The sequence below is a fragment of the Saccharomonospora cyanea NA-134 genome (assembly GCF_000244975.1).
Lineage (GTDB): Bacteria > Actinomycetota > Actinomycetes > Mycobacteriales > Pseudonocardiaceae > Saccharomonospora > Saccharomonospora cyanea.
Genome location: NZ_CM001440.1, coordinates 966690 through 992191, shown reverse-complemented (window position 1 = coordinate 992191; position 25502 = coordinate 966690). Strand labels below are relative to the sequence as shown.

General features: G+C 70.2%; 23 protein-coding genes. 12 read left to right on the top strand and 11 right to left on the bottom strand.

All coding sequences use genetic code 11. The annotated features are described in order from the left end of the window. Window position 1: 1 nt before the first annotated feature. The gene (locus SACCYDRAFT_RS04845) at window positions 2-1747 is read right to left on the bottom strand and encodes a hypothetical protein (protein ID WP_005454127.1); all 1746 of its coding nucleotides are present in this window, start codon (window positions 1745-1747) and stop codon (window positions 2-4) included. A gap of 173 nt (window positions 1748-1920) precedes the next feature. Here SACCYDRAFT_RS04845 and SACCYDRAFT_RS04840 point away from each other — a divergent pair, with 173 nt between their 5' ends. Beyond that, the gene (locus tag SACCYDRAFT_RS04840) at window positions 1921-2511 is read left to right on the top strand and encodes a pyridoxamine 5'-phosphate oxidase family protein (RefSeq protein WP_005454125.1); all 591 of its coding nucleotides are present in this window, start codon (window positions 1921-1923) and stop codon (window positions 2509-2511) included. On the opposite strand, the gene SACCYDRAFT_RS04835 is transcribed toward SACCYDRAFT_RS04840, so the two are convergent. Further along, a complete protein-coding gene (locus SACCYDRAFT_RS04835; protein WP_005454123.1) occupies window positions 2492-2878 on the bottom strand; it encodes a DUF7715 family protein in 387 nt (128 codons plus the stop codon). The two genes, SACCYDRAFT_RS04840 and SACCYDRAFT_RS04835, sit on opposite strands and share 20 nt — an antisense overlap. A gap of 134 nt (window positions 2879-3012) precedes the next feature. Between SACCYDRAFT_RS04835 and aac(3) the strand changes: the two genes are divergently transcribed. After that, window positions 3013-3861, top strand: coding sequence for an aminoglycoside 3-N-acetyltransferase (gene aac(3) / locus SACCYDRAFT_RS04830; RefSeq protein WP_005454121.1), 849 nt, complete (start codon window positions 3013-3015; stop codon window positions 3859-3861). A 3-nt stretch (window positions 3862-3864) separates the two neighbouring features. Here aac(3) and ilvD read toward each other — a convergent pair whose 3' ends face one another. Further along, complete coding sequence (gene ilvD / locus SACCYDRAFT_RS04825; protein WP_005454119.1) at window positions 3865-5553, bottom strand: dihydroxy-acid dehydratase; 1689 nt, start codon at window positions 5551-5553, stop codon at window positions 3865-3867. Window positions 5554-5597: 44 nt separating this feature from the next. Between ilvD and SACCYDRAFT_RS04820 the strand changes: the two genes are divergently transcribed. Next, the gene (locus SACCYDRAFT_RS04820; protein WP_005454117.1) at window positions 5598-7961 is read left to right on the top strand and encodes a Tex family protein; all 2364 of its coding nucleotides are present in this window, start codon (window positions 5598-5600) and stop codon (window positions 7959-7961) included. Between the two features lie 45 nt (window positions 7962-8006). Further along, window positions 8007-8471 carry a GreA/GreB family elongation factor gene (locus SACCYDRAFT_RS04815; protein WP_043536161.1) on the top strand — a complete coding sequence of 155 codons (465 nt, stop codon included), beginning with the start codon at window positions 8007-8009 and terminating at the stop codon, window positions 8469-8471. Window positions 8472-8555: 84 nt separating this feature from the next. Here the strand turns inward: SACCYDRAFT_RS04815 and SACCYDRAFT_RS04810 are convergent, their stop codons facing one another. The 5 genes from SACCYDRAFT_RS04810 to SACCYDRAFT_RS04790 all read right to left on the bottom strand — a co-directional run bounded on the left by SACCYDRAFT_RS04810 (window position 8556) and on the right by SACCYDRAFT_RS04790 (window position 14196). After that, entirely contained in the window at window positions 8556-10574 is a 2019-nt protein-coding gene (locus SACCYDRAFT_RS04810; protein WP_043537062.1) for a CocE/NonD family hydrolase, read from the bottom strand. A 27-nt stretch (window positions 10575-10601) separates the two neighbouring features. Then, complete coding sequence (locus SACCYDRAFT_RS04805) at window positions 10602-11873, bottom strand: ATP-grasp domain-containing protein (RefSeq protein WP_005454111.1); 1272 nt, start codon at window positions 11871-11873, stop codon at window positions 10602-10604. A 123-nt stretch (window positions 11874-11996) separates the two neighbouring features. Next, on the bottom strand, window positions 11997-12503 hold the full coding sequence (locus SACCYDRAFT_RS04800; protein WP_005454109.1) for a DinB family protein: 507 nt from the start codon (window positions 12501-12503) through the stop codon (window positions 11997-11999). Between the two features lie 133 nt (window positions 12504-12636). After that, entirely contained in the window at window positions 12637-13935 is a 1299-nt protein-coding gene (locus SACCYDRAFT_RS04795; protein ID WP_005454107.1) for an NAD(P)/FAD-dependent oxidoreductase, read from the bottom strand. A 24-nt stretch (window positions 13936-13959) separates the two neighbouring features. Beyond that, window positions 13960-14196 (bottom strand): DUF6480 family protein, encoded by a 237-nt coding sequence (locus SACCYDRAFT_RS04790; RefSeq protein WP_005454105.1) that lies wholly within the window; start codon window positions 14194-14196, stop codon window positions 13960-13962. A gap of 129 nt (window positions 14197-14325) precedes the next feature. On the opposite strand from SACCYDRAFT_RS04790, the gene SACCYDRAFT_RS26575 reads away from it, so the two are divergent. After that, window positions 14326-14499: a hypothetical protein gene (locus SACCYDRAFT_RS26575; RefSeq protein ID WP_005454104.1), complete on the top strand. Its 174-nt coding sequence runs from the start codon at window positions 14326-14328 to the stop codon at window positions 14497-14499. Between the two features lie 126 nt (window positions 14500-14625). Here SACCYDRAFT_RS26575 and SACCYDRAFT_RS04785 read toward each other — a convergent pair whose 3' ends face one another. Continuing rightward, on the bottom strand, window positions 14626-15243 hold the full coding sequence (locus SACCYDRAFT_RS04785; RefSeq protein ID WP_005454102.1) for a TetR/AcrR family transcriptional regulator: 618 nt from the start codon (window positions 15241-15243) through the stop codon (window positions 14626-14628). Window positions 15244-15340: 97 nt separating this feature from the next. Here SACCYDRAFT_RS04785 and SACCYDRAFT_RS04780 point away from each other — a divergent pair, with 97 nt between their 5' ends. After that, window positions 15341-16531, top strand: a complete 1191-nt coding sequence (locus tag SACCYDRAFT_RS04780) for an MFS transporter (protein ID WP_005454100.1) — start codon at window positions 15341-15343, stop codon at window positions 16529-16531. A 154-nt stretch (window positions 16532-16685) separates the two neighbouring features. On the opposite strand, the gene SACCYDRAFT_RS26570 is transcribed toward SACCYDRAFT_RS04780, so the two are convergent. Then, window positions 16686-16835, bottom strand: coding sequence for a hypothetical protein (locus SACCYDRAFT_RS26570; protein WP_005454098.1), 150 nt, complete (start codon window positions 16833-16835; stop codon window positions 16686-16688). A 217-nt stretch (window positions 16836-17052) separates the two neighbouring features. Here SACCYDRAFT_RS26570 and SACCYDRAFT_RS04775 point away from each other — a divergent pair, with 217 nt between their 5' ends. Next, the gene (locus SACCYDRAFT_RS04775) at window positions 17053-18423 is read left to right on the top strand and encodes an FAD-binding protein (protein ID WP_005454096.1); all 1371 of its coding nucleotides are present in this window, start codon (window positions 17053-17055) and stop codon (window positions 18421-18423) included. On the opposite strand, the gene SACCYDRAFT_RS04770 is transcribed toward SACCYDRAFT_RS04775, so the two are convergent. Then, window positions 18381-18785, bottom strand: coding sequence for a hypothetical protein (locus SACCYDRAFT_RS04770; protein WP_198284972.1), 405 nt, complete (start codon window positions 18783-18785; stop codon window positions 18381-18383). The two genes, SACCYDRAFT_RS04775 and SACCYDRAFT_RS04770, sit on opposite strands and share 43 nt — an antisense overlap. 152 nt (window positions 18786-18937) lie before the next feature. On the opposite strand from SACCYDRAFT_RS04770, the gene SACCYDRAFT_RS04765 reads away from it, so the two are divergent. From SACCYDRAFT_RS04765 to SACCYDRAFT_RS04745, 5 genes are all read left to right on the top strand, one after another. Further along, window positions 18938-19288, top strand: coding sequence for a MerR family transcriptional regulator (locus SACCYDRAFT_RS04765; protein WP_005454092.1), 351 nt, complete (start codon window positions 18938-18940; stop codon window positions 19286-19288). Between the two features lie 52 nt (window positions 19289-19340). Further along, window positions 19341-20750, top strand: coding sequence for an FAD-binding protein (locus SACCYDRAFT_RS04760; RefSeq protein WP_005454091.1), 1410 nt, complete (start codon window positions 19341-19343; stop codon window positions 20748-20750). Between the two features lie 24 nt (window positions 20751-20774). Further along, the gene (locus SACCYDRAFT_RS04755) at window positions 20775-22121 is read left to right on the top strand and encodes an SAM-dependent methyltransferase (RefSeq protein ID WP_005454089.1); all 1347 of its coding nucleotides are present in this window, start codon (window positions 20775-20777) and stop codon (window positions 22119-22121) included. Between the two features lie 89 nt (window positions 22122-22210). Further along, on the top strand, window positions 22211-23401 hold the full coding sequence (locus SACCYDRAFT_RS04750) for a YncE family protein (protein WP_005454087.1): 1191 nt from the start codon (window positions 22211-22213) through the stop codon (window positions 23399-23401). Beyond that, on the top strand, window positions 23398-25488 hold the full coding sequence (locus tag SACCYDRAFT_RS04745) for a neutral/alkaline ceramidase (protein WP_005454085.1): 2091 nt from the start codon (window positions 23398-23400) through the stop codon (window positions 25486-25488). The genes SACCYDRAFT_RS04750 and SACCYDRAFT_RS04745 overlap by 4 nt, the downstream gene beginning before the upstream one ends. Window positions 25489-25502: the final 14 nt, after the last annotated feature.

Here is a 25502-nt window from a genome sequence, read left to right as displayed (position 1 = left end):
GTCACTCCAGCACGAGCCGGCCGACCGTGGTCTGCCCCACGTGCAGTGTCTCCCCGCAGTGCCGCGTGTCCCATCCACCGGAAGCCCGATCCACCCCGGCGAGTTCCGTCCTCGCGTACTCCCGCGCCCGCTCCAGGGCCGCCGGGTCGGTGACCGCGTCCTTACGGACCCAGTCGCCGTTGGGTGGATCGTCCCCCGCGTACAGGTAGAGCGCGTGGTAGTCGCGGGCCAGTCGTGGATCGGAGGGAACACCGTTGCCCGCGCTCCACGGCCCCCGCGAGTGGATGAACGTCGGCTTGACATCCTCGAAGACGTAGTCACGCAGCCCCGCCATGTCGCGGTCGTGGATGTGGGCGGCGATCCTCGGTTCGGCGAGACCCGCCATGTCGACCAGCCGGAGACGACTGGTCATCGCCGAACCACCCAGGTCGGGCAGCAGCACCGAGCCTTCCTCGATCCCGAGTGTGTCGGCGTAGGCGTTGAATCCCCGTCCCAGCCGGTCGGCGACGTAGCACGCCGGGACGTCGACGTTGTCGCGGAACTCCAGCGCGTTCTCCACATGCGAGGCGAGCGATCCACCGAGCACGACGGCGAGTACCGTCGACACCGCCACACGCGACCGCGGCGCCTGGCACCGCCGGAGCAGCTCCGCACCGACGAGCGTGCCGATCAACGCGGCCACCACCCACAGCGGCGTGGCGAACCGGTGCTGCGCCATCCAGTCGCGTTCGAGCACCGAGTACGCCGTCACGGCGAGCCCGGCGACCGTCAGCAGCACGGCCAGAGCGGGCCACCACCACGGTCGCCGCGGCCACAGCGCCCCCAGTGCCGCGACGACGGCGAGCACGGCGGGCGCGCCCGCGTAGGCCACCAGTTCCCCGGACGCCACCACGTCGACCAGCGTGGGCAGGTCCTGCTTCTTGGCGACCGAGGTGTTGGGCAACCACTGGCCGAACACGAGCAGTCGCCACACCACGCAGGCGCCCACAGGCACGGCGAACACCAGCACCGATGTCGCGACCCGGCGACCGAGGACGGCCCATCGGCCTCTCACCAGGAGCACGGCGACGATCGGGTACGCCGCGACGTAGATCATGCCGTCAGGACGCGTCAGCCCGGCGAGCGCGGCGAGGACTCCGGCGACGACGGTCACCTTCCCGGTGAGCAGTCGGCCGTCGAGCGCTGCGCGCACCAGCACGGACGCGAGCCCCGCCACCAGCAGCGCGTACAGGGAGTTCTCCAGTCCGGAGAAGCACCAGATGACGAACGAGGGCACGGACGCCAGGAACGCCCCGGCCACCGCCGTCGCCGCCCACGCTCTGTGTGACACCCTGCGAAAGACCAGGTGGCACAGCACGAGCACGCCCGCGCAACACACCAGTGCCAGCCCCTTGGGGAACAGCACGTAGTCGGGCACGCCCGCGATCGTTCCCCGGTCGAACAGGCCGGCCATGCGGCCGAGTACGAGCAGTACCAGCCACGTCGGGTTGGAGAAGCCCTCCACCGGCTCCGCCCCGGGCTGCAACACGGGGCCGTGTCCCTCGGAGACGTTCCGCGCGTAGGCGAAGGTGATGGCCGCGTCGTCGATGAGCCAGTTGCCGTACAACGTCGCGTGCCACCCGATGGCCGCGGTACCGCCGACCACCGACAGCACGTCAGGCCAACGCCACATCTGGCCTCTCGGGCGCCCGGGACGGGGGCCCGGCACCTCACGCCGTGGCGGTGCCTGCTCCGCTACCAGTGACATCGGCTGCTCCCTGCGGCTGTCGATCTTGATCGACGGCCAAGTTAGGAACGCCGCTCGCCAGGACGGTGACGGCACCGTGACAGTTCCGCACGCCAACGCACGCGTTCGTCACGACGTCGACGGCCGAGGCGACTCACCCTAGAATCGCAGCGACGAACCGGGGGAGGACACGTATGAAGTTGCACGACCGGATCGACGAGCGGTTGCGGGACTTCCTCCTGTCCCAGCCGGTGTTCTTCGTCGGCACGGCCCCGGCGGCGCTCGACGGACACGTCAACGTGTCGCCGAAGGGCCTCTCGGGCAGCTTCACCGTCCTCGGCGACCACCGGGTCGCCTACCTCGACTACACGGCCAGCGGCGCCGAGACCATCGCGCACCTGCGCGACAACGGCCGCATCGTGCTGATGTTCTGCGCGTTCGACGGTCCGCCCAACGTGGTCCGGCTGCACGGCAGGGGCGTGCCCGTCCTGCCCGGCTCGCCCGGATTCGCCGAACTGCTCGCCCGCTTCGACATCGAGCCCGCTCCGGCCCTGCGAGCGATCATCGACGTGACCGTGGACCGCGTGAGCGACTCCTGCGGCTTCTCGGTCCCACTGATGTCCTACCGCGGCGACCGCGACCTGCTCACCCGGCACAACGCTCGCCGGACACCCGAGGACGTGGCCGACTACCAGCGGCGCAGGAACTCCTACAGCATCGACGGGCTGCCCGCGCTGGCCGGTGCGCACGGCCCGACGGCGGACGTCACGGAACCCCCTGCCTGACCTGCACGTAGTCCAGCCGGTGTTCCAGCACGGCACCGTCGGGAAGGTCCGCCACCAGGTCGAGCAGCGAGTCGGCCAGCCCCTCCACGTCGACGATGTCGTAGCCCTGCTCCTCCACACTGGACCGCAGCACCATGACGTAGTCCTCGCGGCTGATGCCGTGCAGGGTGCGAACCATCGCGGTGGTGGTGGCGCGATGGGACGACAACCCGGCGAAGCCGCGCCCGCAGCCGCAACCGCCGTCGGGATCGTCGCGGTCCTTCGAACACGTCGGCGCGATCCACACCAGCTCCCCGTCGACACACCAGTGGTAGTCGTTGTCCCGGAAGCCCTGCGTCACCGACGTGGCCACCAGTGCCTTCACCATGCTGCCTCCCCGTGTGCGGTGCTGTGGTGACAACTGACTATCAGCGGGGGCGGACAGAACCGTGCTGCCGGAGCGCGTGTCCGGAGCCGGAAAATCGAATTCATCCGGTCGGGTCGGGGAATACACTCCGCACCATGGACGAGTTCGCCCTGCTCCGCCGCTCCGGCGGCCCCGTGACACGCAGCAGGATCGGAGCCGACCTCGCGGCCCTCGGTCTGCGAGAGGGCGACACCGTCATGTTCCACACTCGCCTGTCCGCGCTCGGCTACGTCGCGGGCGGGCCCGCCACGCTCGTCCACGCGCTGCTGGACGTGGTCGGTCCACGAGGGACGTTGATGGTCACGTGCGGCTGGAACGACGCACCGCCGTACGACTTCCTCACCTGGCCCCGGCAGTGGCAGGAGCGGATCCGGGCGGAACACCCCGCCTTCCACCCCGAGCTCAGCGAAGCCGACCACGACAACGGCCGGCTACCGGAGGCGCTGCGCCGCTGGCCCGGCGCCGTGCGCAGCAGGCATCCCGACGTGAGCTTCGCCGCCCTGGGGTCGCGCGCGGAGGAGCTGATGGCCGACCACCCGTGGGACGACCCGCACGGCCCGGGCAGTCCGCTCGCCCGGCTGACGGAGGTCGGCGGCCGGGTGCTGCTGCTCGGCGCACCGCTGGACACCATCACGCTGCTGCACCACGCGGAGGCCCTCGCCGACGCCCCGAACAAGATCTTCGTCTCCTACGAGATGCCCATCGAGGTGGACGGCGAGCGAGTGTGGCGGCGGTTCTGCGACATCGACTCCGAGAACGGCGCCTTCGACTACTCGCCCGTCGTGGGGTCGGACGAGGACCCGTTCGGCGTGATCGCGGAGGAGTTGCTGAAAGCGGGTTTCGGGCACACGGGCCAGGTGGGTGCCGCACGCAGCCATCTGTTCGAGGCAGCCGACGTGGTCGACTTCGGGGTCAGGTGGATCGAGGAGAAACTGGGCGCCTGAACGTCACGAGCACACCGCGCCCTCGGAGGCCGAGCGCACGAGCCGTGCGTACTTGCCCAGCACGCCACGGTGCTCGATCCCCGGTGGGCTCCAGCCGTCGCGTCTCCGCGCGAGTTCGGCGTCCTCCACCAGCAGGTCGAGCGTCCGGCTCGACAGGTCGACGACGATCGGGTCGCCGTCGCGAACGAACGCGATCGGCCCGCCGTGCGCGGCCTCCGGTGCGACATGGCCGATGCACAGCCCCGTGGTGCCGCCGGAGAACCGGCCGTCGGTCAGCAACAACACGTCCCTGCCCAGCCCCGCACCCTTGATCGCCCCGGTGACGGCCAGCATCTCGCGCATGCCCGGCCCGCCCCGCGGCCCCTCGTAGCGGATCACCACGACGTCGCCCGCCGACAGCTCCGGCAGTGCAGCCATCGCCGCCTGCTCGCCGTCGAACACCCGCGCTCGGCCCTCGAACCGCGTCCGGTCGAACCCCGCGCTCTTCACCACGGCGCCCTCCGGCGCGAGGGTTCCGTGCAGGATCGTGACGCCACCGGTGGGATGGATCGGGTCGGACAGTTCGCGGATCACCGTCCCGTCGAGCTCGGGCGGCGCCGCCTCCGCCAGGTTCTCCGCCACCGTCCTCCCGGTGACTGTCAGGCAGTCGCCGTGCAGGTGACCCGCGTCGAGCAACGCCTTCATCACCACCGGCACACCGCCGACCCGGTCCACGGCGGTCATGACGTGCCGCCCGAACGGTTTCACGTCCGCCAGGTGCGGCACCCGGTCACCGACCCGCGAGAAGTCGTCCAGCGACAGCGCGACCTCCGCCTCGTGGGCGATGGCCAGCAGGTGCAGCACCGCGTTGGTCGACCCGCCCAGCGCCATCACCACCGCGATGGCGTTCTCGAACGCCTCCCGCGTGAGGACGTCGCGCGCGGTGATCCCACGGCGCAGCAGCCCGACCACCGCCTCGCCGCTCGCGCGGGCGAAGCCGTCGCGACGGCGGTCGACCGACGGCGGGCTCGCCGAACCCGGCAACGCCATGCCGAGAGCCTCGGCGGCACACGCCATCGTGTTGGCCGTGTACATGCCGCCGCACGCACCCTCGCCGGGGCACACGGCGCGCTCCACCCGGTCGACGTCCTCCCTGCTCATCAGCCCGCGCGAGCACGCACCGACGGCCTCGAAGGCGTCGATGATCGTGAGCTCCCGGCCGTCGAGGCGGCCGGGCAGCGTGGAGCCCGCGTAGACGAACACGGCAGCGACGTCGAGACGGGCCGCCGCCATCAGCATCCCCGGCAGGCTCTTGTCGCATCCCGCGAGGAGGACGGCACCGTCGAGCCGTTCGGCCTCCAGCACCGTCTCCACCGAGTCGGCGATGACCTCCCGCGACACGAGCGAGAAGTGCATGCCCTCATGCCCCATGCTGATCCCGTCCGACACCGACAGCGTGCCGAACTCCAGGGGATAGCCGCCGCCCGCGTGCACTCCCTGCTTGCTCGCCTCCGCGAGCCTGCGCAGCGACAGGTTGCACGGCGTGATCTCGTTCCACGAGGACGCGACTCCCACCTGCGGTTTCGCGAAGTCGGCGTCGCCCATACCCACGGCCCGCAGCATGGCCCGGGCCGCCGTGCGTTCGAGGCCGTCGGTGACCTCGCGGCTGCGCGGCCTGGGATCGACCGGGCCGACGGCGTCGGTTTCGGTCATGGGGCCATCATGGGCGCGAAGCCCAGCGGGCACAATTCGGTGTCGTGGCTGACAGGACGTCCCTTCATGACAAGATCGCCGGCGAGCTCGGCGTCCGCCCCGCGCAGGTCCACGCCGCCGTGGCCCTGCTGGACGACGGCTCGACGGTGCCGTTCATCGCGCGTTACCGCAAGGAGGTGACCGGCGGCCTCGACGACACCCAGCTACGCACCCTCGAGGAACGCCTGCGGTACCTGCGCGAACTCGAGGAGCGGCGCACGGTGATCCTCGAATCCATCCGCTCCCAGGGCAAGCTCACCGAGGAACTCGAAGCCCGGATCAGGGCCGCCGAGGAGAAGGCCCGCCTCGAGGACATCTACCTGCCCTACAAGCCCAAGCGGCGCACGAAGGCCCAGATCGCCAAGGAGGCCGGCCTCGAACCGCTGGCGGACGGCCTGCTGTCCGACCCCACGCAGGACCCCACGGCCGCTGCCGAGGCCTTCGTGAACGCCGACACGGGTGTCGCCGACACCGCCGCCGCGCTCGCCGGTGCACGGGCCATCCTCGTGGAGCGGTTCGCCGAGGACGCCGACCTCATCGGCGAACTCCGCGAGACCATGTGGTCGAGGGGATGGCTCACCTCGAAGGTCCGCGAGGGCAAGGAGACCGACGGCGCCAAGTTCGCCGACTACTTCGACTTCGCCGAGCCGCTCGCGAAGCTGCCGTCACACCGCATCCTCGCGCTGTTCCGCGGCGAGAAGGAGGAGGCCCTCGACCTCACCGTCGAACCCACCGAACCCGGCGGCGAGGCCGATCACTACGAGACTCGTATCGCCGAGCGCCACGGCATCTCCGACGCGGGCCGCCCGGCCGACCGCTGGCTGCTCGACACGGTGCGCTGGGCGTGGCGCACCAAGATCCTGCTGCACCTCGGCATCGACCTGCGCATGCGCCTGCGACAGGCGGCCGAGGACGAGGCCGTCCGCGTGTTCGCCGCCAACCTGCGCGACCTGCTGCTCGCCGCACCGGCCGGGACCCGGCCGACCATGGGACTCGACCCGGGTTACCGCACCGGTGTGAAGGTGGCCGTCGTCGACGGCACGGGCAAGGTCGTCGCCACCGACACCGTCTATCCGCACAAGCCGCAGGCGCGCTGGGACGAGGCACTGGCCACCCTGGAACGTCTGGTCCGCGCACACGGCGTCGAGCTGATCGCCATCGGCAACGGCACCGCGTCGCGGGAGACCGACAAGCTCGCGGGCGAACTTCTCAAACGGCACCCCGACCTCGGCGCCACCAAGGTCGTGGTGTCGGAGGCGGGCGCGTCGGTGTACTCGGCGTCCGCCTACGCGGCGCAGGAGCTGCCCGAGCTCGACGTGTCGCTGCGCGGCGCCGTGTCGATCGCCCGCCGCCTCCAGGACCCGCTGGCCGAACTGGTGAAGATCGACCCGAAGTCGATCGGGGTCGGGCAGTACCAGCACGACGTGGCCGAGTCGAAGCTGTCGCGATCCCTCGACGCCGTGGTGGAGGACTGCGTGAACGCGGTGGGGGTCGACCTCAACACCGCGTCCGCTCCCCTGCTCGCCCGCGTGTCCGGCATCGGTACGGGGCTGGCCGAGAACATCGTCGCCCACCGCGACGCCAACGGCCCCTTCCGCACCCGGACGGCGCTCAAGGACGTGGCCAGGCTCGGACCGAAGGCGTTCGAGCAGTGCGCGGGCTTCCTCCGCATCCCGGACGGCGACGATCCGCTCGACGCCTCCGCCGTACACCCCGAGTCGTACCCGGTGGTGCGGCGCATCCTCGACCACGCCCGGCTCGGCATCCGGGAACTCATCGGGGCCACCCGCACGCTGAGGTCGCTGAAGCCGGAGACGTTCGTCGACGAGAAGTTCGGGTTGCCGACGGTCACCGACATCATCTCCGAGCTGGAGAAGCCCGGCCGCGACCCCCGACCGGAGTTCAAGACGGCCACCTTCGCCGAGGGCGTCGACACCATGGCCGACCTCAAGCCGGGGATGCGGTTGGAAGGCGTGGTCACCAACGTGGCGGCGTTCGGCGCGTTCGTCGACATCGGCGTCCACCAGGACGGGCTCGTGCACGTGTCCGCCATGTCGCGCCAGTACGTCTCCGACCCGCGCGACGTCGTCAAGCCCGGTGACGTGGTGAAGGTCAAGGTCCTCGACGTCGACGTGGCGCGCAAGCGCATCTCGCTCACGCTGCGGCTCGACGACGACCCCGGTCCGAGCCAGGACGGGCGCAGGTCGGGCCGCCAGGGCGACGGGCGGCAGGGGCAGGGCAGGCAGGGGCAGGGCAGGCAGGGGCAGAACAAGCAGGGCCAGGGCAGACAGGGTCGCAAACGCGACGACCGGCAGCCCGCCGGTGGTGCGATGGCCGACGCGCTGCGGAAGGCCGGTTACCGGATCTGAGATCGGCGCGTGGCGAGCCGGGCGGCCTGGCACGACAATGGGGCAATGACGTCGACCCCAGGCTTGAGCCCGGCTACCCGCGCGCGTCTGGAACGCGAGCTCCAGACGCTTCGCCAGCAGCGTGAGTCCTTGGCACCGAAGCTCGGTGAGGACCCGCTCGGTGACAGCGCCGACCAGGCCGACCTACTGGAACGCGCGGAAGTGGTCTCGCGGCTGGACCGGCGCATCAGCGAGGTCACCGACCTGCTGTACGGCGGTCCGGCCGCCGAGCAGGAGACCGGGCTGCCCTCCGGGACCCGGGTCACACTGCGCTTCGACGACGGCAGTACCGAGGACATGACGGTGGTCGGTTTCGCCGACGAGGCCGAGGACGACGACACGTCCTCGTTGACGGCCGACAGCCCGTTGGGCCACGCGCTCGTGGGCAGGTCGGAAGGCGACACTGTCACCTATCGAACGCCGCGAGGCGAGGCCAGCGCCCAGATCGTCAAACTCGTCCTGCCCGAGTGACCCGACCCGAACCGGGGTGCCTCGTGTCCGCACCTCATGCGCGCGTGTTCGCACCTCGCGCACCGTCCCGCACGTCGGACCGCGTCAGACACAGTCGCGCGGGATGGTGCGCCGCCAGTTGCGGGACATGACGCGCTCGCTCCCCTCGTAGGCGTCGAGCCTGGCGTGCAGGTGGAACTCGGTGCGCGTGCACGTGAGTTCCTGCCGCGTGACCGTGGTGGCCTCCCAGTCCCCCCTGGAGAAGCCCATGGTCCATTCCGTCACCCCGCCCACCGTCTCGAAGTCGTCGGCCACCCAGCTGTACCTTTCGTTCGCACACCGGGTGACCTCGAGACCGTGGTCCGTGAACGCGATGGTTCCGGCGTCCTTCACGATGTCGAGCGCCGACTCGTACCGCACGAGGTCACGCGACACGGTCCACGCGTGCCTGCCAGGACGCACCTGCGTGGTCTCGATCGGCCGCGCCCCTTCCGGCTCGCCGAACTCGATCACCGGTTCCTCGTGCCCCGCCTCGCGTACCGGCAGCATCAGCTCGCTCGAGCCGGTCCGCACCGACAACCTCACGGGTTCGGGGGGCGGCCAGGCCAGCGGCCAGTACGACGACGACACGGAAAGGCGGATCCGGTGTCCCGCCGGGAACCGCTGCGCGACGGTGTTGAAGTCCACCGCGACCCGGTAGCGCTCACCGGGCACGAGAGGCTCGGGCTGTTCGTGCCCGTCGCGGTGGGTCAGGTTGAGCAGGCCGTAGGTCACCCGCGTCGCCCTGCCGTCCGGCAGCACGTCGGACAGCCGCACGGCCACCATGGCCACCGGACGGTCGGCGGCGACGTCCAGCGTCACGCGAGGCGTTCCCAGGATCTCCAGATCCTCGGCCAGCGGCTCCGTCTCGAACACCAGCGAGCCACCGTCCTCCTCCCGCTGGTCGTACGGCAGGTCGGGCGGCGCGTTGTAGGACGCCCACTTCCCCGCGAACTGCCCCACCGACAACGGCGACTGCACCGTCAGCTCCACACCGGCCACGGACTCGCCGGGCGCGCCCAACCGGTGCCGGGCGAGCGGGAAGACGACCGGCCGCACGTTCGGCGACGGCCATTCCACCTCGCCCACCCAACGCCCGGGTCGTTGGTGGTAGGACGTCGACGGCGGCACACTGTCCTGCATCCACGTCACCAGCATCGGGCCGTCGAGCACACCGTTGTCCACACCCTTCAGCCAGTGGTCCCACCACCGCACGAGCTCCTGGAGGTAGCCGATCGCGGGCCCCGGCTCGCCGAGGTGCGGGTACTTGTGCGACCACGGGCCGATCAGGCCCTTGCGCGGGACGTCCACGTGGGCCAGCAGCCGGGCCACGGCGTTCGAGTAGCCGTCGGCCCACCCGCTGGTGGCCAGCACCGGGCACTGCACGTCGGCGTAGCTCTCGTTGACCGACGCGTGGATCCAGTACGTGTCGCGGCGCTGGTGGTGCAACCACGTGTCCACCCACGGGCCGGCTGCCTCGACCCGCTCGCGCCACATGTCGCGCCACCGCTCGCCCACCAACGCCGGGTCCGGAGGCAGTGTGCTGTAGGCGAACATCGTGCCGGACTCCGCGAGGTTGTCCGACAGCATGCAGCCGCCCATGTAGTGGAAGTCGTCGGCGTAGCGGTCGTCGGTGAACGACGAGATGGCGATGGCCTTCAGGTTCGGCGGCTTGCGGGCCGCCACCTGCAACGCCGCGAACCCACCCCACGAGATGCCGAACATCCCGAGTTCACCGGTGCACCACGGCTGCTCCGCCAGCCACGCGAGCACGTCCTCCGCGTCACGCTGCTCCTCCTCCAGGTACTCGTCGGTGAGCACGCCCTCCGACTCCCCGGTGCCCCGCATGTCGACACGCACGCAGGCGTAGCCGTGCCCGGCCAGGTACGGGTGGTGGATCGAGTCACGGATGGCCGTGAGATCACGCTTGCGGTACGGGATGTACTCCAGCAGTCCCGGCACGGGCTCGCGGTCGGACGGCACGGGCCGCCAGATCTTCGCGGCCAGCCTCGTCCCGTCCGAGACGGTGATCCAGACGTGTTCGTCGACGGTGACGTCGTAGGGCAGCGAGTCGACCTCGCGCAGCACGTTGGCAGCCTCCTTGTCCGGCTTCTAGTCCTCGTCGAACTCGAACGGCAACGCCTCGACGCAGCGCTCGTACTTCCGCACCAGGTCGGTCTCGTCGCGGGCACCGACGAAGATGTGGGCGAGTTCGTAGCTGTAGCTGTCCTGGCCCGGCAGGTCGGACAGGCGCTCGCCGGCCTTCGGCACGACGTCCACCTCGATACCGCCGAGCTCCTCGCGGAGGCGATCGATGTCCTCGGTACTCGGCACCGAGGACACCAACGCGTCGGAGAACCGCCGGTAGTACCACTTCGCGGCGATGTTGTACGGACCTTCGCCGGACGGCAGCTCGGGGTCGCGGCCGAGACCGAGCTGCACCATGGCGTGGTGGTTCGCGATCCCGTCGACGCACTCGAACATCTCGGCGTGCGACTGCGAGTGCCGCGGGTTGATCTCCAGCAACGCCACGTCGTCGCACGACGGGTCGCAGAAGAACTCGATGCTGAACGTCGAGTTGTCCATACCGACCTGGCTGATCACCCGCTTCGAGACGTCGCGCAGTTTGCGTTGTGACGCTTCGGGCAGCTGCGACGGGTACTGGTGCCGCAGGAACGACGACCGGCCGGGGTAGTCGATCGAGTCGAGCACGCCGTACACGACCACCTCGCCGTTGTAGACGTAGCCCTCGGTGGCGCACTGCACCCCGGAGAGGGCTTCCTCCGCCAGGCATGCCTGCCCGCCCACCTCACGGATCTCCTGCGGCAGGTCCAGACGGCCGAGGACGCTGTCGAAGGCCTTGCCGATACGGCCGATGCCCTCGCGGATCTGCGCGACGGCCTGGTCGAACTCGGCGTCGTCGCGGGCCAGGAACGCGAGCTCGGACGAGTACGACTTGACCGGTTTCAACCACATCGGGTAGCGCACGCCCTCGGGCGGGCGGGGCCGGCGTTCGTCCAGGTCCACGATGCCGAAGTGCGGATACTCGTCGATCGACTTCTGCTGTTCGAGGCGAGACCAGTACTTGTGCTCGCACTTCACCACCGACTCCAGGGATGGCCCTGGAAGCCCGTAGCGTTCGCACAGCAGAGCACGGAGCGTGGAGGAAGGAAAGTCCCAGTACGACACGATGGCGTCGATCGACCCGTCGAAGGAGTCCAGTTCGGACACCGCCTTGTCGAGCAGCGCGTCGACGTCGATCTCACCGACCTGGGTCTCCTCCACGGTGAGCAACTGGTGGAACCGGTAGTCGTCGGCGCCTGGAACGGAGTACAGCGTGCGCGTGTTCTCGTCGTCCAGCGCGAGCACAAAGATGTTCTTCACGCTGCCGTGGGTTTCCTGACACCCGGTGGAGTAAACGCTCGCACCGTGTCCGCACTCGGTGTACGCGTGTCCGCATCGCACGTCGCGAACACCCGTACGCAGGGTGCGGACACGATGTCGTCGTCACACCCCGACGGTGCCGTCGACTCCCTCACGCAGGAAGTCGGCGTGCCCGTTGTGCCGCGCGTACTCGTGGATCAGGTGCAACATCACGAGCCGTAGCGACACCTGCTCGCCCGACCGGGGGTCGTACCCGGTGACGTCGAGGGACGCCGCCTCGCGCTCGATGCGGCGGGAGTGCTCGACCTCCGTCTCCCACGCCGCGAACGCCTCCGCCCGCGTCGCCGTGCTCGCGTCGTACGCCACCTGGTAGTCCCCTTCGGCCGACCACACCAGCGGCACGTCCTCGGCGTTGATCACCCGGCGGAACCACGCCCGTTCCACCTCGGCCAGGTGCCGCACGAGCCCGAGCAGCGACAGCCTCGACGGCGGCATCGAACGACGGCGCAGTTGCTCGTCGGTCAGGCCCTCGCACTTCCACGCCAGCGTGGCGCGGTGGTGGTCCAGGAACGTGCGCAGGGTCTCCCGCTCACCGCCCCGGCGGGGCGGCGCGGGGCGCTGGATCCGCATGGCGGTCAGTCAAGCATGGCTCCCCGCCGTTGTCCGGGGAGGGCACCGCGTACAGGAAGTACGGACACGCGTACGCAGCCTGCGGACACGCGTGCGTAAGGTGCGGACACGCGTGCGCAGGCTGCGGACACGGTTACTTCTTCTCGGCCGCGGCTTCCTTGAAGGCGCCGCGCGGTTCCTCGCGGGAGCCGAAGTTCACGACGTCGTGGCCGAACGGCATGCCGACGACCCAGTCGCCGAGCACGCGCACCGTGCGGTTCCACGTCGGGATCTGCGTGGCGTAGTACGCCCTCCGCAGTGTCCACGCCAGGGTGCCGTCCACCTTGTGGCCGAGCACCTCGCCCACGGCCTTGTTCTTGCCGAGAGTGACGAACTCGCCCCGGCTGTTGTACCGGAACGGCTTCACGGCGTGGCCCCGCAACGTCAGCAGCAGGTTCTCCCCGAGCTGTTGCGCCTGCCGCACCGCGTGCTGCGCGGTGGGCGGGCAGGTTCCGCCCTTCTCCGGGTCGGGCACGGCCGCGCAGTCGCCCGCGGACCAGATGTTGGGCTGGCCGTGGACCCGCATGGTGTCGTCGACGACGAGCCTGCCGCGGTCGTCGACGGGAAGGCCGAGCTCACCGATGATCGTCTGCGGCCGCGTCCCGGCGACCCACACCAGCGTGTCGGACGACAGTTTCGTGCCGTCGGACAGTTGCAGCACCCCGTTCTCGGCCGATTCGAGCAACGTTCCGGTGCGGATGTCGATGCCGCGGGCGGTGAGCTCGGTGGTGGCGAGTTCGGCGAGGTCGGCGCTGACGGTGCCGAGGATGCGGTCCATCGCCTCGACCAGGATCCAGCGCATCTCCGACCGGTCGACCTCGGGGTAGCCCTCCAGCACGTCGACGGCCATGTCCTGCAACTCCGCGACGGCCTCCACACCGGTGTACCCGCCACCGACGAACACGAAGGTCAACGCACTGCGCCGCACCTCGGGGTCGGTGGTCGCGGCGGCGATCTCGAGCTGCCTCAGGACGTGGTCGCGCAGGTGGGCGGCCTCCGCCAGCGAGTTGAAGCCGATGCCGCGCTCGGCCAGCCCCGGCACGGGCAGCAGCCGCGACGTCGCGCCCAGCGCGAGCACGAGTTCGTCGTACTCCAGCTCCAGCGAGGGTCCCGCCATGGGCTGCACCGTGGCGGTCGCCCTGGCGGTGTCCAGGCCGGTCAACGCGCCGGAGATGAACCGGGTCTTCCGTAGCACCGCACGCAGCGGCACCACCGCGTGCCTCGGTTCGAGGGTTCCGGAGGCCACCTCGGGCAACAACGGCCGGTACACCATGTAGTTCTCGGGGTTGACGACCGTCACCTCGGCCTCGCCCGGCCGCAGTCCCCGCTGGAGCCGCAGTGCGGTGTAGAGGCCGACATAGCCGCCTCCGACGATCAGAATGCGTTTCGGCACACGGACCTCCCGTTCGGCCGCGAATCAGTCACCGGTCAGGTAGACGATCAGGTAGGTGAGGAAGAACCCCGCGATGAGCGCCACGACCACGATGATGGTGACGAGCCACGCCACGGACATCTTGCGGCTCGGCCGCGGTTCCCGGTGGGAAAGCCCGGACGTCTGCCCCGAGTCCGGCGGCGTGTCGCCGGGGCTCACTCCACCCCCGGGTTCCAGCCCGGGCGTGTTCCGCGGGTCGGGGTCGGGGTTCTGCGCGGTCATGATCTGTCTCCCGGTCCCTCCTCGCGGATCGTCTGCGGACCGTCCCCGGATACCCGGGCGGGCGATCGTCAACCCGGCGTTTCACGCGGGCGGGCCACGGGTAGGCGGGGACGACGAAGGGAGGCGCACATGCATCGGGAGAGCGACACGCACAGTCCCCGCGAGGACGAGGAGCTGAAGGCCGAGATGCAGGGCATGCTGAAAGCCAATCGTCCGAGCCGTGCCGAGGAGTGGCGCGACCCGGAACCGCCCGCCGACGACGACCACACGGCTCCGCCCTTCGACGAGGCGCCCGAGTCCTGACGGCCCGCGGCGTCCCCGCGGAACCCACCTCGACGGCTCACCACGGGCCGGCCCTGGCAAGGCCGGTACCGGGTGGGCCGTCGTCGTGTTCGCCCGCCTCCCACGGGCGGCTGTCTCCCGTGCTCGTCAGCCTTCGGGGTTCGGTGCGCCGTCCCGGTGCGGTTCCGGACCGAGTGCCCGGATCGCGGAGTCAATGGTGCGGGCCAGTCGCGCGGGGTCGTGACCGGCGCGTTCGCGAACACGTAGTCCGAGGACGGTGGTGAACAACAGTTCCACGGCCGCGTCGACATCGAGATCGGCGGAGAGTTCACCGTCTCGGCAACCGCGACGCAGCACGGCTGCGATGGCCTCGCGGGTGGCCTCGAACGCGGCCTCGGTCCGCCGCCGCACCTCAGGGTCCGCCGTACCGAGCTCGGTCGTCGTGTTGACCACGAAGCAGCCCAGGTCGGGGTACTCCTCGTCGCCCGAAACCAACCACAGCAACCACGCCCGCAGTACGTCGCGACACGGGCCGTCGCTGTTCAGGCGCACTCCCGCCTCCGCCGAATCCGTCGCGCGGTAGTGGTCGAGCGCGCGGAGGAACAACGTGTGCTTGTCGCCGAACGTGCGGTAGAGACTGCTGGGCGTGAGCCCGAGCTCGCCGCCGAGATCACGGGTCGAGGTGGCGTGGTAGCCGTAGCGGCGGAAAAGGCGTGCCGCCCGGGCCACCACCTCGTGCTCGTCGAACTCACGGGGTCGTGGCATGCCCCACAGCGTACCAAGATTGCGGAACGATCGCTCCCATACTAGTTTCACAGCATACGGGAGCGATCGCTCCCATATCTGTGAGGGAGATCGAACGGTGACGACCGCAGACCCTGCGATCCAGCCCCGGACACGTCGAACCGACCGCTGGCTCGCGGTCGTCGTCGTGTCGTTCGGAACGTTCCTGCTGGTGACCGCCGAGCAACTACCTGTCGGACTGCTGACCCGCGTGGAGTCGGCACTGTCGGTGTCCGCGGGCACGGCCGGCTTGATGGTGACCGTGACCAGCGTCGTCGCCGGGCTGGCCGCTCCGGTGGTACCGGTTCTTGTCGGCCGGATGGACCGGCGGTGGTTACTCGTCGGGCTGATGGGTCTGATGACCCTGGCCAACGTGGTCTCCGGCCTCGCGCCGAACTTCGGCGTACTCATCGCCTCGCGGGCCCTCGTCGGGGTGGCGATCGGTGGCTTCTGGGCCGTCGCCGGTGGGCTGGCTGTCCGCCTGGTGAGCGCCGACCGGGTACCACGCGCCACCGCCATCATCTTCGGCGGTGTCGGGGCCGCGAACGTCTTCGGCGTGCCGATCGGCACGGTTCTCGGTGATCTCACCGGATGGCGCGTCGCCTTCGCCACGCTCAGCGGTCTCGCCCTGGTCGTACTGATCGCCCTGCTCGGAATGCTGCCACCGTTGGCCGCGTCTCGTCCGGTCGGACCTCGGGACCTGGTCGACCAGTTCCGCAACCGGGCCGTGCGCATCGGTATCCTCGCGACCCTCCTGATCGTGACGGGCCACTTCGTCGCTTACACCTTCGTGCGCCCGATACTCCAACAGCTGTCCGGTGTCAGTGACGACCTTGTGGGACCGCTGTTGTTCGGATTCGGCCTGGCGGGCATGGCGGGCAACTTCCTCGCGGGCGCGACCCTGGCACGACAACTCCGCCGGACGGTGCTGGTGATCGTCGGCGCCCTGGCAGCGGTGCTGCTGCTCTTTCCCGCGGTGGGCTCCTCCGCAGCGGGCGGGATCGCTCTGTTGATCGCATGGGGACTGGCGTACGGCGGCGTGTCCGTGAGCCTGCAAACCTGGATGATCAGGGCGGCACCACAGGCCGTCGAGGCAGCGTCCAGCCTGTGGGTGTCCGTGTTCAACCTGGCGATCGGCCTCGGCGCACTGGCCGGCGGCGTGATCGTCGACGCCCTCACGCTCGAAGTCGTGTTGTGGCTCGCCGGAGCTTCCTTCCTTGTGACCGGACTGTTGGTGTGGAGGGTCCGCGCCGTCGGCAGCCTCCGCTGACCACACCGGCATGGTCGTCCCCGCCCGGTGCGGGGAGGCGCCCCGGTCGATCGTCGGGTCTGACCTGGTCCGTCATCTCGGCCGCGGTCGGCATGGCATCGACGGTCACGGACCGGTACGCGGGCTTCGCGCCGGTGAGCGCAGGCGGGATCCCCTACTCACGACCCCGTACGATGGTGGGCTCCAGGTCGTCGTCATCGTCGAACGAGGTGGTGACGACGACTCCACTCGCTGCGGACACTCCGGCGGCCACGGTGTCGCCCGGCTCGACAGCCTCGGTCTGGGTGGGGTCGATGTCGCGCATCACTCGCTCCTCTCGCGAACGCTGGATGATCTTGCGGGATATACCCGGAAAAGAGACGGAAAACACACCGCACTGCCTTCCCGTCCGGTGAAAATCGGTCAGGACGCACCGAGTCCTCAGCCTGCTTCCGTGTGATTGAGCCCGTGCCCCGGACGCGTCGCAGGCGTCGGGGAGCGGGACGAGCGTTCCGGCCCGGCCGGGCCGCTACAGTCACGCCGTGTCGCTCGCCGCCCACCTGTCCGCGTTCCTGCCGGCCTCGGCCGACTCCACCTGCACCGTCACCGACGACGAGGCGACGCTTTCCCGGTTCGCCCGCGACTGGGGCGGGCTGGTGCGTCTACGCCCCGGTGCGGTGGTGCGGCCGTCCTCCACGGCCGACGTCGCCGCGGTGCTCTCCTTCGCGTCCGACACCGGAACACCCGTGGTGCCCCGCGGCTCCGGTCACTCGTGCTTCGGGCAGAGCCTCACGGAAGGCGGTCTCGTGCTGGACCTCACGGGCATGGCCCGCGTACACCCCGGCGTGGGCGCGGAAGTGGTGGCCGACGCGGGGGCGTCGTGGCGCCGGGTCACCGAGTCGGCACTCGCCCGAGGTCTCACGCCGAAGGTCCTTCCCGACTACCTCGGCCTCTCCGTGGGCGGCACCCTGTCGGTCGGTGGCGTCGGCGGAGCGAGCCACCGGCACGGGGCCCAGACGGACACGGTCACCGAACTGGAGGTGGTGACCGGCAGCGGGGAGGTCGTGCGCTGCTCGCCTGAGCGGGAACCCGAACTCTTCGACGCGGTGAGGGCGGGGTCGGGGTGGTGCGGCGTGATCACGCGCGCGACGGTCGCCCTCGGTGGCGCGGCACAGCGCGCCCGTCGGCGTAAGCTGTACTACCGCGACCTCGCGACGTTCGTGGCCGACCAGCGCACCGTGGTGGCCGAGGAGCGGTTCGACCACGTCGAAGGCCGCGCGCTGCTGGACGTCGCGGGCGAGTGGCTCTACCGCGTGGACACCACGTCGTACTTCCTCCTACCGTCCGAAGTGGATGAAACCACGCTGCTGGACGGGTTGTCGTTCGACGCCTCGCTCACCGAGACGGCCGAGTACTCCTACGGCGGGTTCTGCGACCGGATGGCCGACGGCGAGGTCTCGCTGCGCGACAGCGGCGAGTGGTTCCGCCCGCATCCGTGGCTCACGGTGTTCCTGCCCGACGACGCGGTCACCGACGTCGTCGCCCACGCACTGGCCGGGCTGGAACCCGGTGCGTCGGACACCGTGCTGCTCTACCCGCTGCGGGCCGACCGGATCGCCACGCCGCTGTTGCGGTTACCTCGGGCCGAGCCCACGGACACTCCCGTGTGGTTGCTCGGCCTGCTGACCGTCGCCGATCCACGCGACCCGATCGGGCTGGCCCGCGAGCTGGAACGCAACGCGGCACTGTACGAGCGCGTCGTCGCCGCGGGCGGCACGGTCTATCCCGGAAGCGCGCTGCCGAGGGGCTCGGTCGACCGGCAGTGCCACTTCGGTGACGCGTGGTCGGCGCTGACGGCGGCACGGCGGCGTTACGACCCGGCGGACGTGCTGGCGGCGGCCCACTCCTGGTAGCTCCGCGCGAACTCACCTTCGGGGTCGGACAGGGTGAGGTCGCGCAGGTCGTCGAGCGCCGGGTCCGCCACGGCCGCGCCCGTGGCGAGACAGTTGCGCAGAGCCTTGAGGTCGGCGACCAGATCGTCGGCCGTCTCCGCCCGCACCACCGACCGGGGGACGTGGTCGACGATGCCGTCCACGGCCGTGGCGAGGGCCCGCGTGAGCCGCGCGGCACTGCGGACGGCCGCGCGAAGGGCGCGGACGTCGTCGCCACGCCGGGCAAGCGTCGTGCAGGCTCGTTGCAATCCCTCACCCGCCCGTTCCACGGCCCGAGCCGCGTCGTCGAGCTCGGAAACCGCCGGAGAGTTCAGAACAGTCACGACAGTGTCACCCACTTTTCTATCGAGTGCTTCTGGTTACCTGCCAACTGAACCCATAAAACTTATATCGATCAATGAAGATTGGGTCAACCGACGGCCCTAGTTAAACTAGGTGGGATGGTCCCGAAGTACGTTGCTGGGAGCGTGCCGCGATGAACCTGCGGAAGCTCGACGACGAGCACTACCCCGCCTTCAGCACAGGCCAGGCCGCCGAGCTGCTGGGAGTGGAACAGCCGTTCCTGCGCAGCCTCGACAACGCGGGCGTCGTCACGCCGCAGCGGTCGAGCGGTGGCCACCGCCGATACTCCCGCCACCAGCTCGGCCTCGCGAACCGGCTGCGGGAGTTGTTCGACGAGGGCCACAACCTCGCGTCGGCACAGCGCATCCTGCGACTGGAACGCGAGCTGGAGGAGGCGCGGAAAGAGATCGCACGGCTCCGGCAACACCTCGCCGAACTCGGTGAGCAGCACCCGGAAGGGCCAACCGGCGACAGCACGGGGTGAATGCCGTCCGCTCACCTGGCAGTGCCCGCGACCAGGGGCGATTCTTGAGTCCATGGTGCAGGACAACCGGTCGGCGTCGTACCCGGAGCCGGGCGCGTCCCCGGCCACCTCGCCCACTGCCGCACCCGGCCACGCCGAACGCGTGGCGGCGTTGCGGGCCCGACTCGCCGCCCAACCCCCGGATCTCCCCGTGCGGCTGGCCAAGCGGACCTCGAACCTCTTCCGCTCCCGGAGCCGGACCTCGGCCGGGCTGGACGTCTCGGAGCTGACACACGTCCTCGACGTCGACCCGGTGGCCCGCACGGCCGACGTGGAGGGCATGGTCACCTACGAGCGACTGGTGGACGCGACCCTGCCGCACGGGCTGATGCCGCTGGTGGTGCCGCAACTCAAGACCATCACCGTCGGCGGGGCCGTGACGGGGCTCGGCATCGAGTCCTCGTCGTTCCGCAACGGCATGCCGCACGAGTCGGTGCTGGAGGCGGAGATCCTCACCGGTGACGGCGAGGTGGTGATCGCCCGGCCGGATGGCGAGCACTCCGAACTGTTCTTCGGCTTCCCCAACTCGTACGGCACGCTCGGGTACGCGCTGCGGCTGCGCATCGAGCTGGAGCCGGTGCGACCCTACGTGCGGCTGCGGCACGTGCGACACACCGATCCCAGCACCTACTTCGCCGAGCTGGCCAGGGTCTGCGCGGAGGGTGCGGCGGACTTCGTCGACGGCACGGTGTTCGGCTCGGACGAGCTGTACCTGACCCTGGGCACGTTCACCGACGAGGCGCCCCGGCTCAGCGACTACACGTGGCTGGACATCTACTACCGGTCCGTCCGCGAGCACGACATCGACTACCTGCACACGCGGGACTACCTCTGGCGGTGGGACACCGACTGGTTCTGGTGCTCACGCGCGTTGGGCGTGCAGAACCGTCCGGTGCGCCTGCTGCTCGGCCCGCAGCGACTGCGTTCGGACGTGTACTGGAAGGTCGTGGCGTTCGATCGCCGGTACGACCTCTCCAACCGCGTGAACCGGCTGCTGGGCAGGCCGCGGCGCGAGGCCGTGGTGCAGGACGTCGAGGTGCCGGTCGACGCCGCGGCGGAGTTCCTCGACTTCCTGCACCGCGACGTCCCGCTCAGTCCGGTGTGGATCTGTCCGGTGCGCCAGCGGCATCCCGACCGGCAGTGGCCGCTCTACGAACTCGACCCGAACACGCTGTACGTCAACTTCGGGTTCTGGGGCACGGTGCCGACACGGAAGGGCGCGCCCCGTGGCGTGCACAACCGGTCGGTCGAGGAGAAGGTCACCGAGCTCGGCGGTCGCAAGTCGCTGTACTCGGAGGCGTTCTACGACGAGCGGACGTTCTGGAGCCTCTACGGCGGCGTGGCCTACGAGCGGCTCAAGCGCCGCTACGACCCCCGTGGCCGCCTGCTGGACCTCTACGCCAAGTGCGTCAGAGCCGAGTAGCGCGAGGAGAGGAGTGTGAGTCGGATGGGTAACGCGGCGCCCGACACCACGTGGGAGCCGTCGGCACCGCCGCCGACGGGTAACGGACAGCGGACCGTGCGGACGCCGAGGCGACCGCACCCGACGGTGTGCTCAGCGCTCGCACACCTGCTGTCCGCCGATTCGTCCGTGGCCATCACCGCGTACGACGGGAGCGCCGTGGGTGACGCGTCCGCGCCTCTGCGCCTCGAATTGCGCTCGCCCACGGCACTGGCCTACCTGCTCTCGGCACCGGGCGAACTCGGGCTCGCGCGCGCGTACGTGACCGGCGAGCTCGGCGTCACGGGAGACCTGTACGAGGTGCTGCGCGCGCTGACGAGCGTGATGGACGGTCTCGGCCCGGCCCAGGCCTGGGCGCTCCTGCGCGACCTCGGCCCACGCTATCTGCGCTGGGTGCCGCTGCCGCCGGAGGAGGCACCGGGCCGGGTGAGGAGGGCACTGGGGGGCCTGCGGCACTCGAAGCGCCGCGACAGCGTGGCGATCACGCGGCACTACGACGTGTCGAACCGGTTCTACGAACTGGTCCTGGGGCCGTCGATGGCCTACACCTGCGCGTGCTACCCCACCCCCGAGGCCGGTCTCGAACAGGCGCAGTTCCACAAGTTCGACCTCGTGTGCCGCAAGCTCGGGCTGCGGCCGGGCATGCGCCTGCTCGACGTCGGCTGCGGCTGGGGCGGCATGGTGGCGCACGCGGCCGAGCACTACGGGGTGCGGGCCGTGGGCGTGACGCTGTCCCGCGAGCAGGCGGAGTGGGCGCGGGAGGAGCTGCGGCGGCGCGGGCTGACCGACCGCGCCGAGGTGCGGCACGGCGACTACCGCGACGTCCCCGAGACCGGGTTCGACGCCGTGTCCTCCATCGGCCTCACTGAACACGTGGGCGCGCGAAACCTACCGGGATACTTCCGGTTCCTGGCCGCCCGGCTGCGGGAGGGCGGACGGCTGCTCAACCACTGCATCACCCGCCCGAGCACGCGGGAGCGGCATCGCACCGGCCCGTTCATCGACCGCTACGTCTTCCCCGACGGTGAGCTGGTGGGTGTGGGCACCATCGTGTCGGCCATGCAGGACAACGGCTTCGAGGTGCGGCACGAGGAGAACCTGCGCGAGCACTACGCGAGGACGCTCGCGGCGTGGTGCGAGAACCTCGACGCGAACTGGGCCGAGGCCGTGAGCGAGGCCGGGGTTCGGCGGGCGCGCGTGTGGGCGCTCTACATGGCGGCGTCCCGGCTCGCCTTCGAGCGCCGCCGCATCGAGTTGCACCAGGTGCTGGGTGTGAAGCCGTCGGCGTCGGGTGCGGCGTCGATGCCGCTGCGTCCCGACTGGGGGGTGTGAGCCTCCCCCGTTCCGCCTCTTGCGCCACCCGTCGCCGATCGCCACAATCGTGAATCTCATTCATATCTACGACGAAGTAGGTAGGCGCGATGCGGAAGCGACTCCGGCGGCTGGGCGCTGCCGCCACCTCGGTAACCCTGGCGGCTCTGGTGTTCACACTCCCCCCGACGGCACACGCCACGCCGATGAGCGACGTGATGTTCGTCGGCAACAACTGGGACGGCACGGTCGACCTCGTCGACGCGCGCACGTTCGAGAAGTACCAGCGCATCGACGTGGTCGGGGACTTCGACGAACGCGTCTGGCAGATGCGGATCGACCAGCGCATCGCCATGGCGGTGGTCCGCAACACGGCAGGCGAGGGCCACGACCAACTCGTCGACGACATCATGGTGTCGCCCGACGGCCGCACCATGTACGTGTCGCGGCCGAGCCTCGGTGACGTCGCCGCGTACGACATCGCCAGCGGGGACCAGCTCTGGCACCGCCGGGTCCACGGCTACCGCTCCGATCACATGGCGTTGTCCCCCGACGGCAGCAGGCTGCTCGTGTCGGCCACCACCGCGGACGTGGTCGACGTCGTGGACACCGCCACCGGCGAGATCGTCGCCGATGTCCCCACCGGCGACTTCCCCCACGAGAACCGCTTCTCCGCCGACGGCGGCACCATCTACAACGCCTCGATCGGCAACGTGATCGCACCCGACGCCGAGATCCTCGACGGCCTCAAGGGCAACCGGGAACTCACGATCATCGACGCCGAGACGCTGGAGGTCGAGAAGGTCATCGACTTCGGCGTGGGCATCCGGCCGTTCGTGGTGCTGCCGGACAACCGCACGATGTACGCGCAGCTGTCGTTCCACAACGGCTTCGTCGAGTACGACCTCGAAGAGGAACGCCGCACGCGCACCGTGCACCTCCCGCTTTCGGACGAGGCGAAGGAGCTGAAGCGACGCGACTACCCGCTCGACTCGGCGCACCACGGGCTCGCCATGAACGACGACCACACCAAGATCTGCGACGCGGGAACCATCTCCGACTACGCCGCGATCCTGTCGGTGCCCGCGCTGACCGTGGACGCGATCGTGCCGACCGGTGACAAGCCCTACTGGGCCGCCACCACCCCGGACGGGCGGTACTGCTTCCTGTCCAACAGCGACAGTGACGACATCTCGGTGGTGTCGTACGACAACCCCCGCGAGGTCGCCCGCATTCCCGTCGGCGACCACCCGCAACGGGTCCGCGGCTACACCGTGCCGACGGAAGTACTGCACCGATGACCGCCTCCGGGAAGCGCCACACGAGACTCACCGCGCTCGGCACCGCGATGGCGCTCGCCGTGGTCACGCTCGCCGGGACGGCACCGGGGCACGCACAGCCGGAACCCACCGACACCGCGACCGCCGAGGTCACCGCGCCCGGCCGGGAGTACCTCGTCGGGCGGGGAATCGCCGACGCGACCGGCGAGATCGCCGAGGTCGGCATGATGGGCTACGGCCGCCTCGACCAGCAGGCCGAAGGGCTCCACAACCGGCTGCGCGCACGGTCCTTCGTCATCGTCGACGCGGCCACCGACGAGCGGGTGCTGCTGGTCGTCGTCGACTCACCGATGATCTTCTCCAGCGTGCACCAGGAGGTGCTCGCCAGACTCGCCGACGACTACGGCGACCTCTACACCGAGCAGAACGTGCTGCTCACCGCCACCCACACCCACTCCGGGCCCGGCGGGTACTCGCACCACCTGCTCTACAACCTCACCACGCTCGGCTACCACGAGAAGACCTTCGACGCGATCGCCGACGGCATCGTCGAGTCGGTGCACCGGGCACACGACGACCTCGCCCCGTCGACGCTACGGCTCACCCACGCCCACCTCACCGGCGCGAGCGCCAACCGGTCGGAGGAGGCGTTCGCCCGCAACCCCGAGGCCGAGCGCGCGTTCTTCCCCGACGCCGTCGATCCCCAGACGACTCTGCTGCGCATCGAACGCCGGGGGGAAGCGGTGGGGGCGATCAACTGGTTCCCGACACACAACACGAGCATGTCGGGCGACAACCGGCTCATCAGCTCGGACAACAAGGGCTACGCCGCCTACCACTGGGAACGCCGCGTGGAGGGCGTGGACTACCTCGACGACACCACGCCCGGGTTCGTGGCCGCGTTCGCACAGACCAACGCGGGTGACATGTCCCCGAACCTCGACCTCACACCGCCGTCCACCCCGGAGGACCGGCACCGCACGAGAGAGATCGGACTGCGGCAGTACGAGGCCGCCGCGGGCCAGCTCGACGATCCGGGCACCCGCCTGCGCGGTGGGCTCGACGCCGCCACGGTCTACATCGACCTCTCCGACGTCACCGTGCGACCGGAGTTCACCTCCGACAGCCGTGAGCACCGCACCTGCGACCCGGCCGTCGGCGCCGCCATGGCGGCGGGCAGTGCCGAGGACGGCCCGGCGTTCCCGTTGTTCGCCGAGGGCGACAACCCGCTGCTCGACGCGGTGTCGGACACGATCCTCTACGAGGTCTCGCCCGAGCTGAGGCAGTGCCAGGCCCCCAAGGGCGTGGCGGTGCCGATCGGCGCGATGAACGAGCTGTACCCGTGGGTGGCGGAGACGGTGCCGGTGCAGCTCGTTCGCATCGGCTCGCTGTACCTGGTGGCCATCCCCGGCGAGGTGACGATCGCGGCGGGGTTGCGGTTACGGCAGACCGTGGCCGAGGCGGTGGGCGCGGACGTGCGCGACGTGCTCGTCGCGGGATACAGCAACGGCTACGTCCACTACGTCACCACACCCGAGGAGTACGACGCTCAGCACTACGAGGGCGGCTCGACGCTGTTCGGCCGCTGGGAGCTCGACGCCTTCCGGCAGACGGCCCACGACCTGGCCACCGCGATGCGGGACGGTGAGACACCGCCTGCGGGCACCGCGCCGCCGGATCTGTCGGACCGGCAGCTCACCCTGCAACCCGGCGTCGTGCTCGACACACCTCCGCTGGGCGGGAAGTTCGGTGACGTGCTCGCTCAACCGAGGTCGGCGTACCTCCCCGGCGAGCGGGTCACGACCGTCTTCGCGGGCGCGCATCCCGGCAACGACCTGCACCGGGGTGGCACGTACCTGGAGGTGCAGCGACTCGTCGAAGGCGGATGGCAGCGGGTCGCCGACGACGGGGACTGGTCGACCATGTTGCGCTGGAAGCGCCGAGGAGTGTCCGCTTCGGAGGTGACCGTGTCCTGGGAGGTCCCCGCCGACGCCCCGGAAGGCACCTACCGCGTCCGATACCACGGGGACGCCAGGAGTCTGTCCGGAGTGGTACGGGAGTTCACCGGCACGAGCGGGGAGTTCCGGGTCGTGACCTCCGGCCGGTGAGTGCGGTCGGCTGC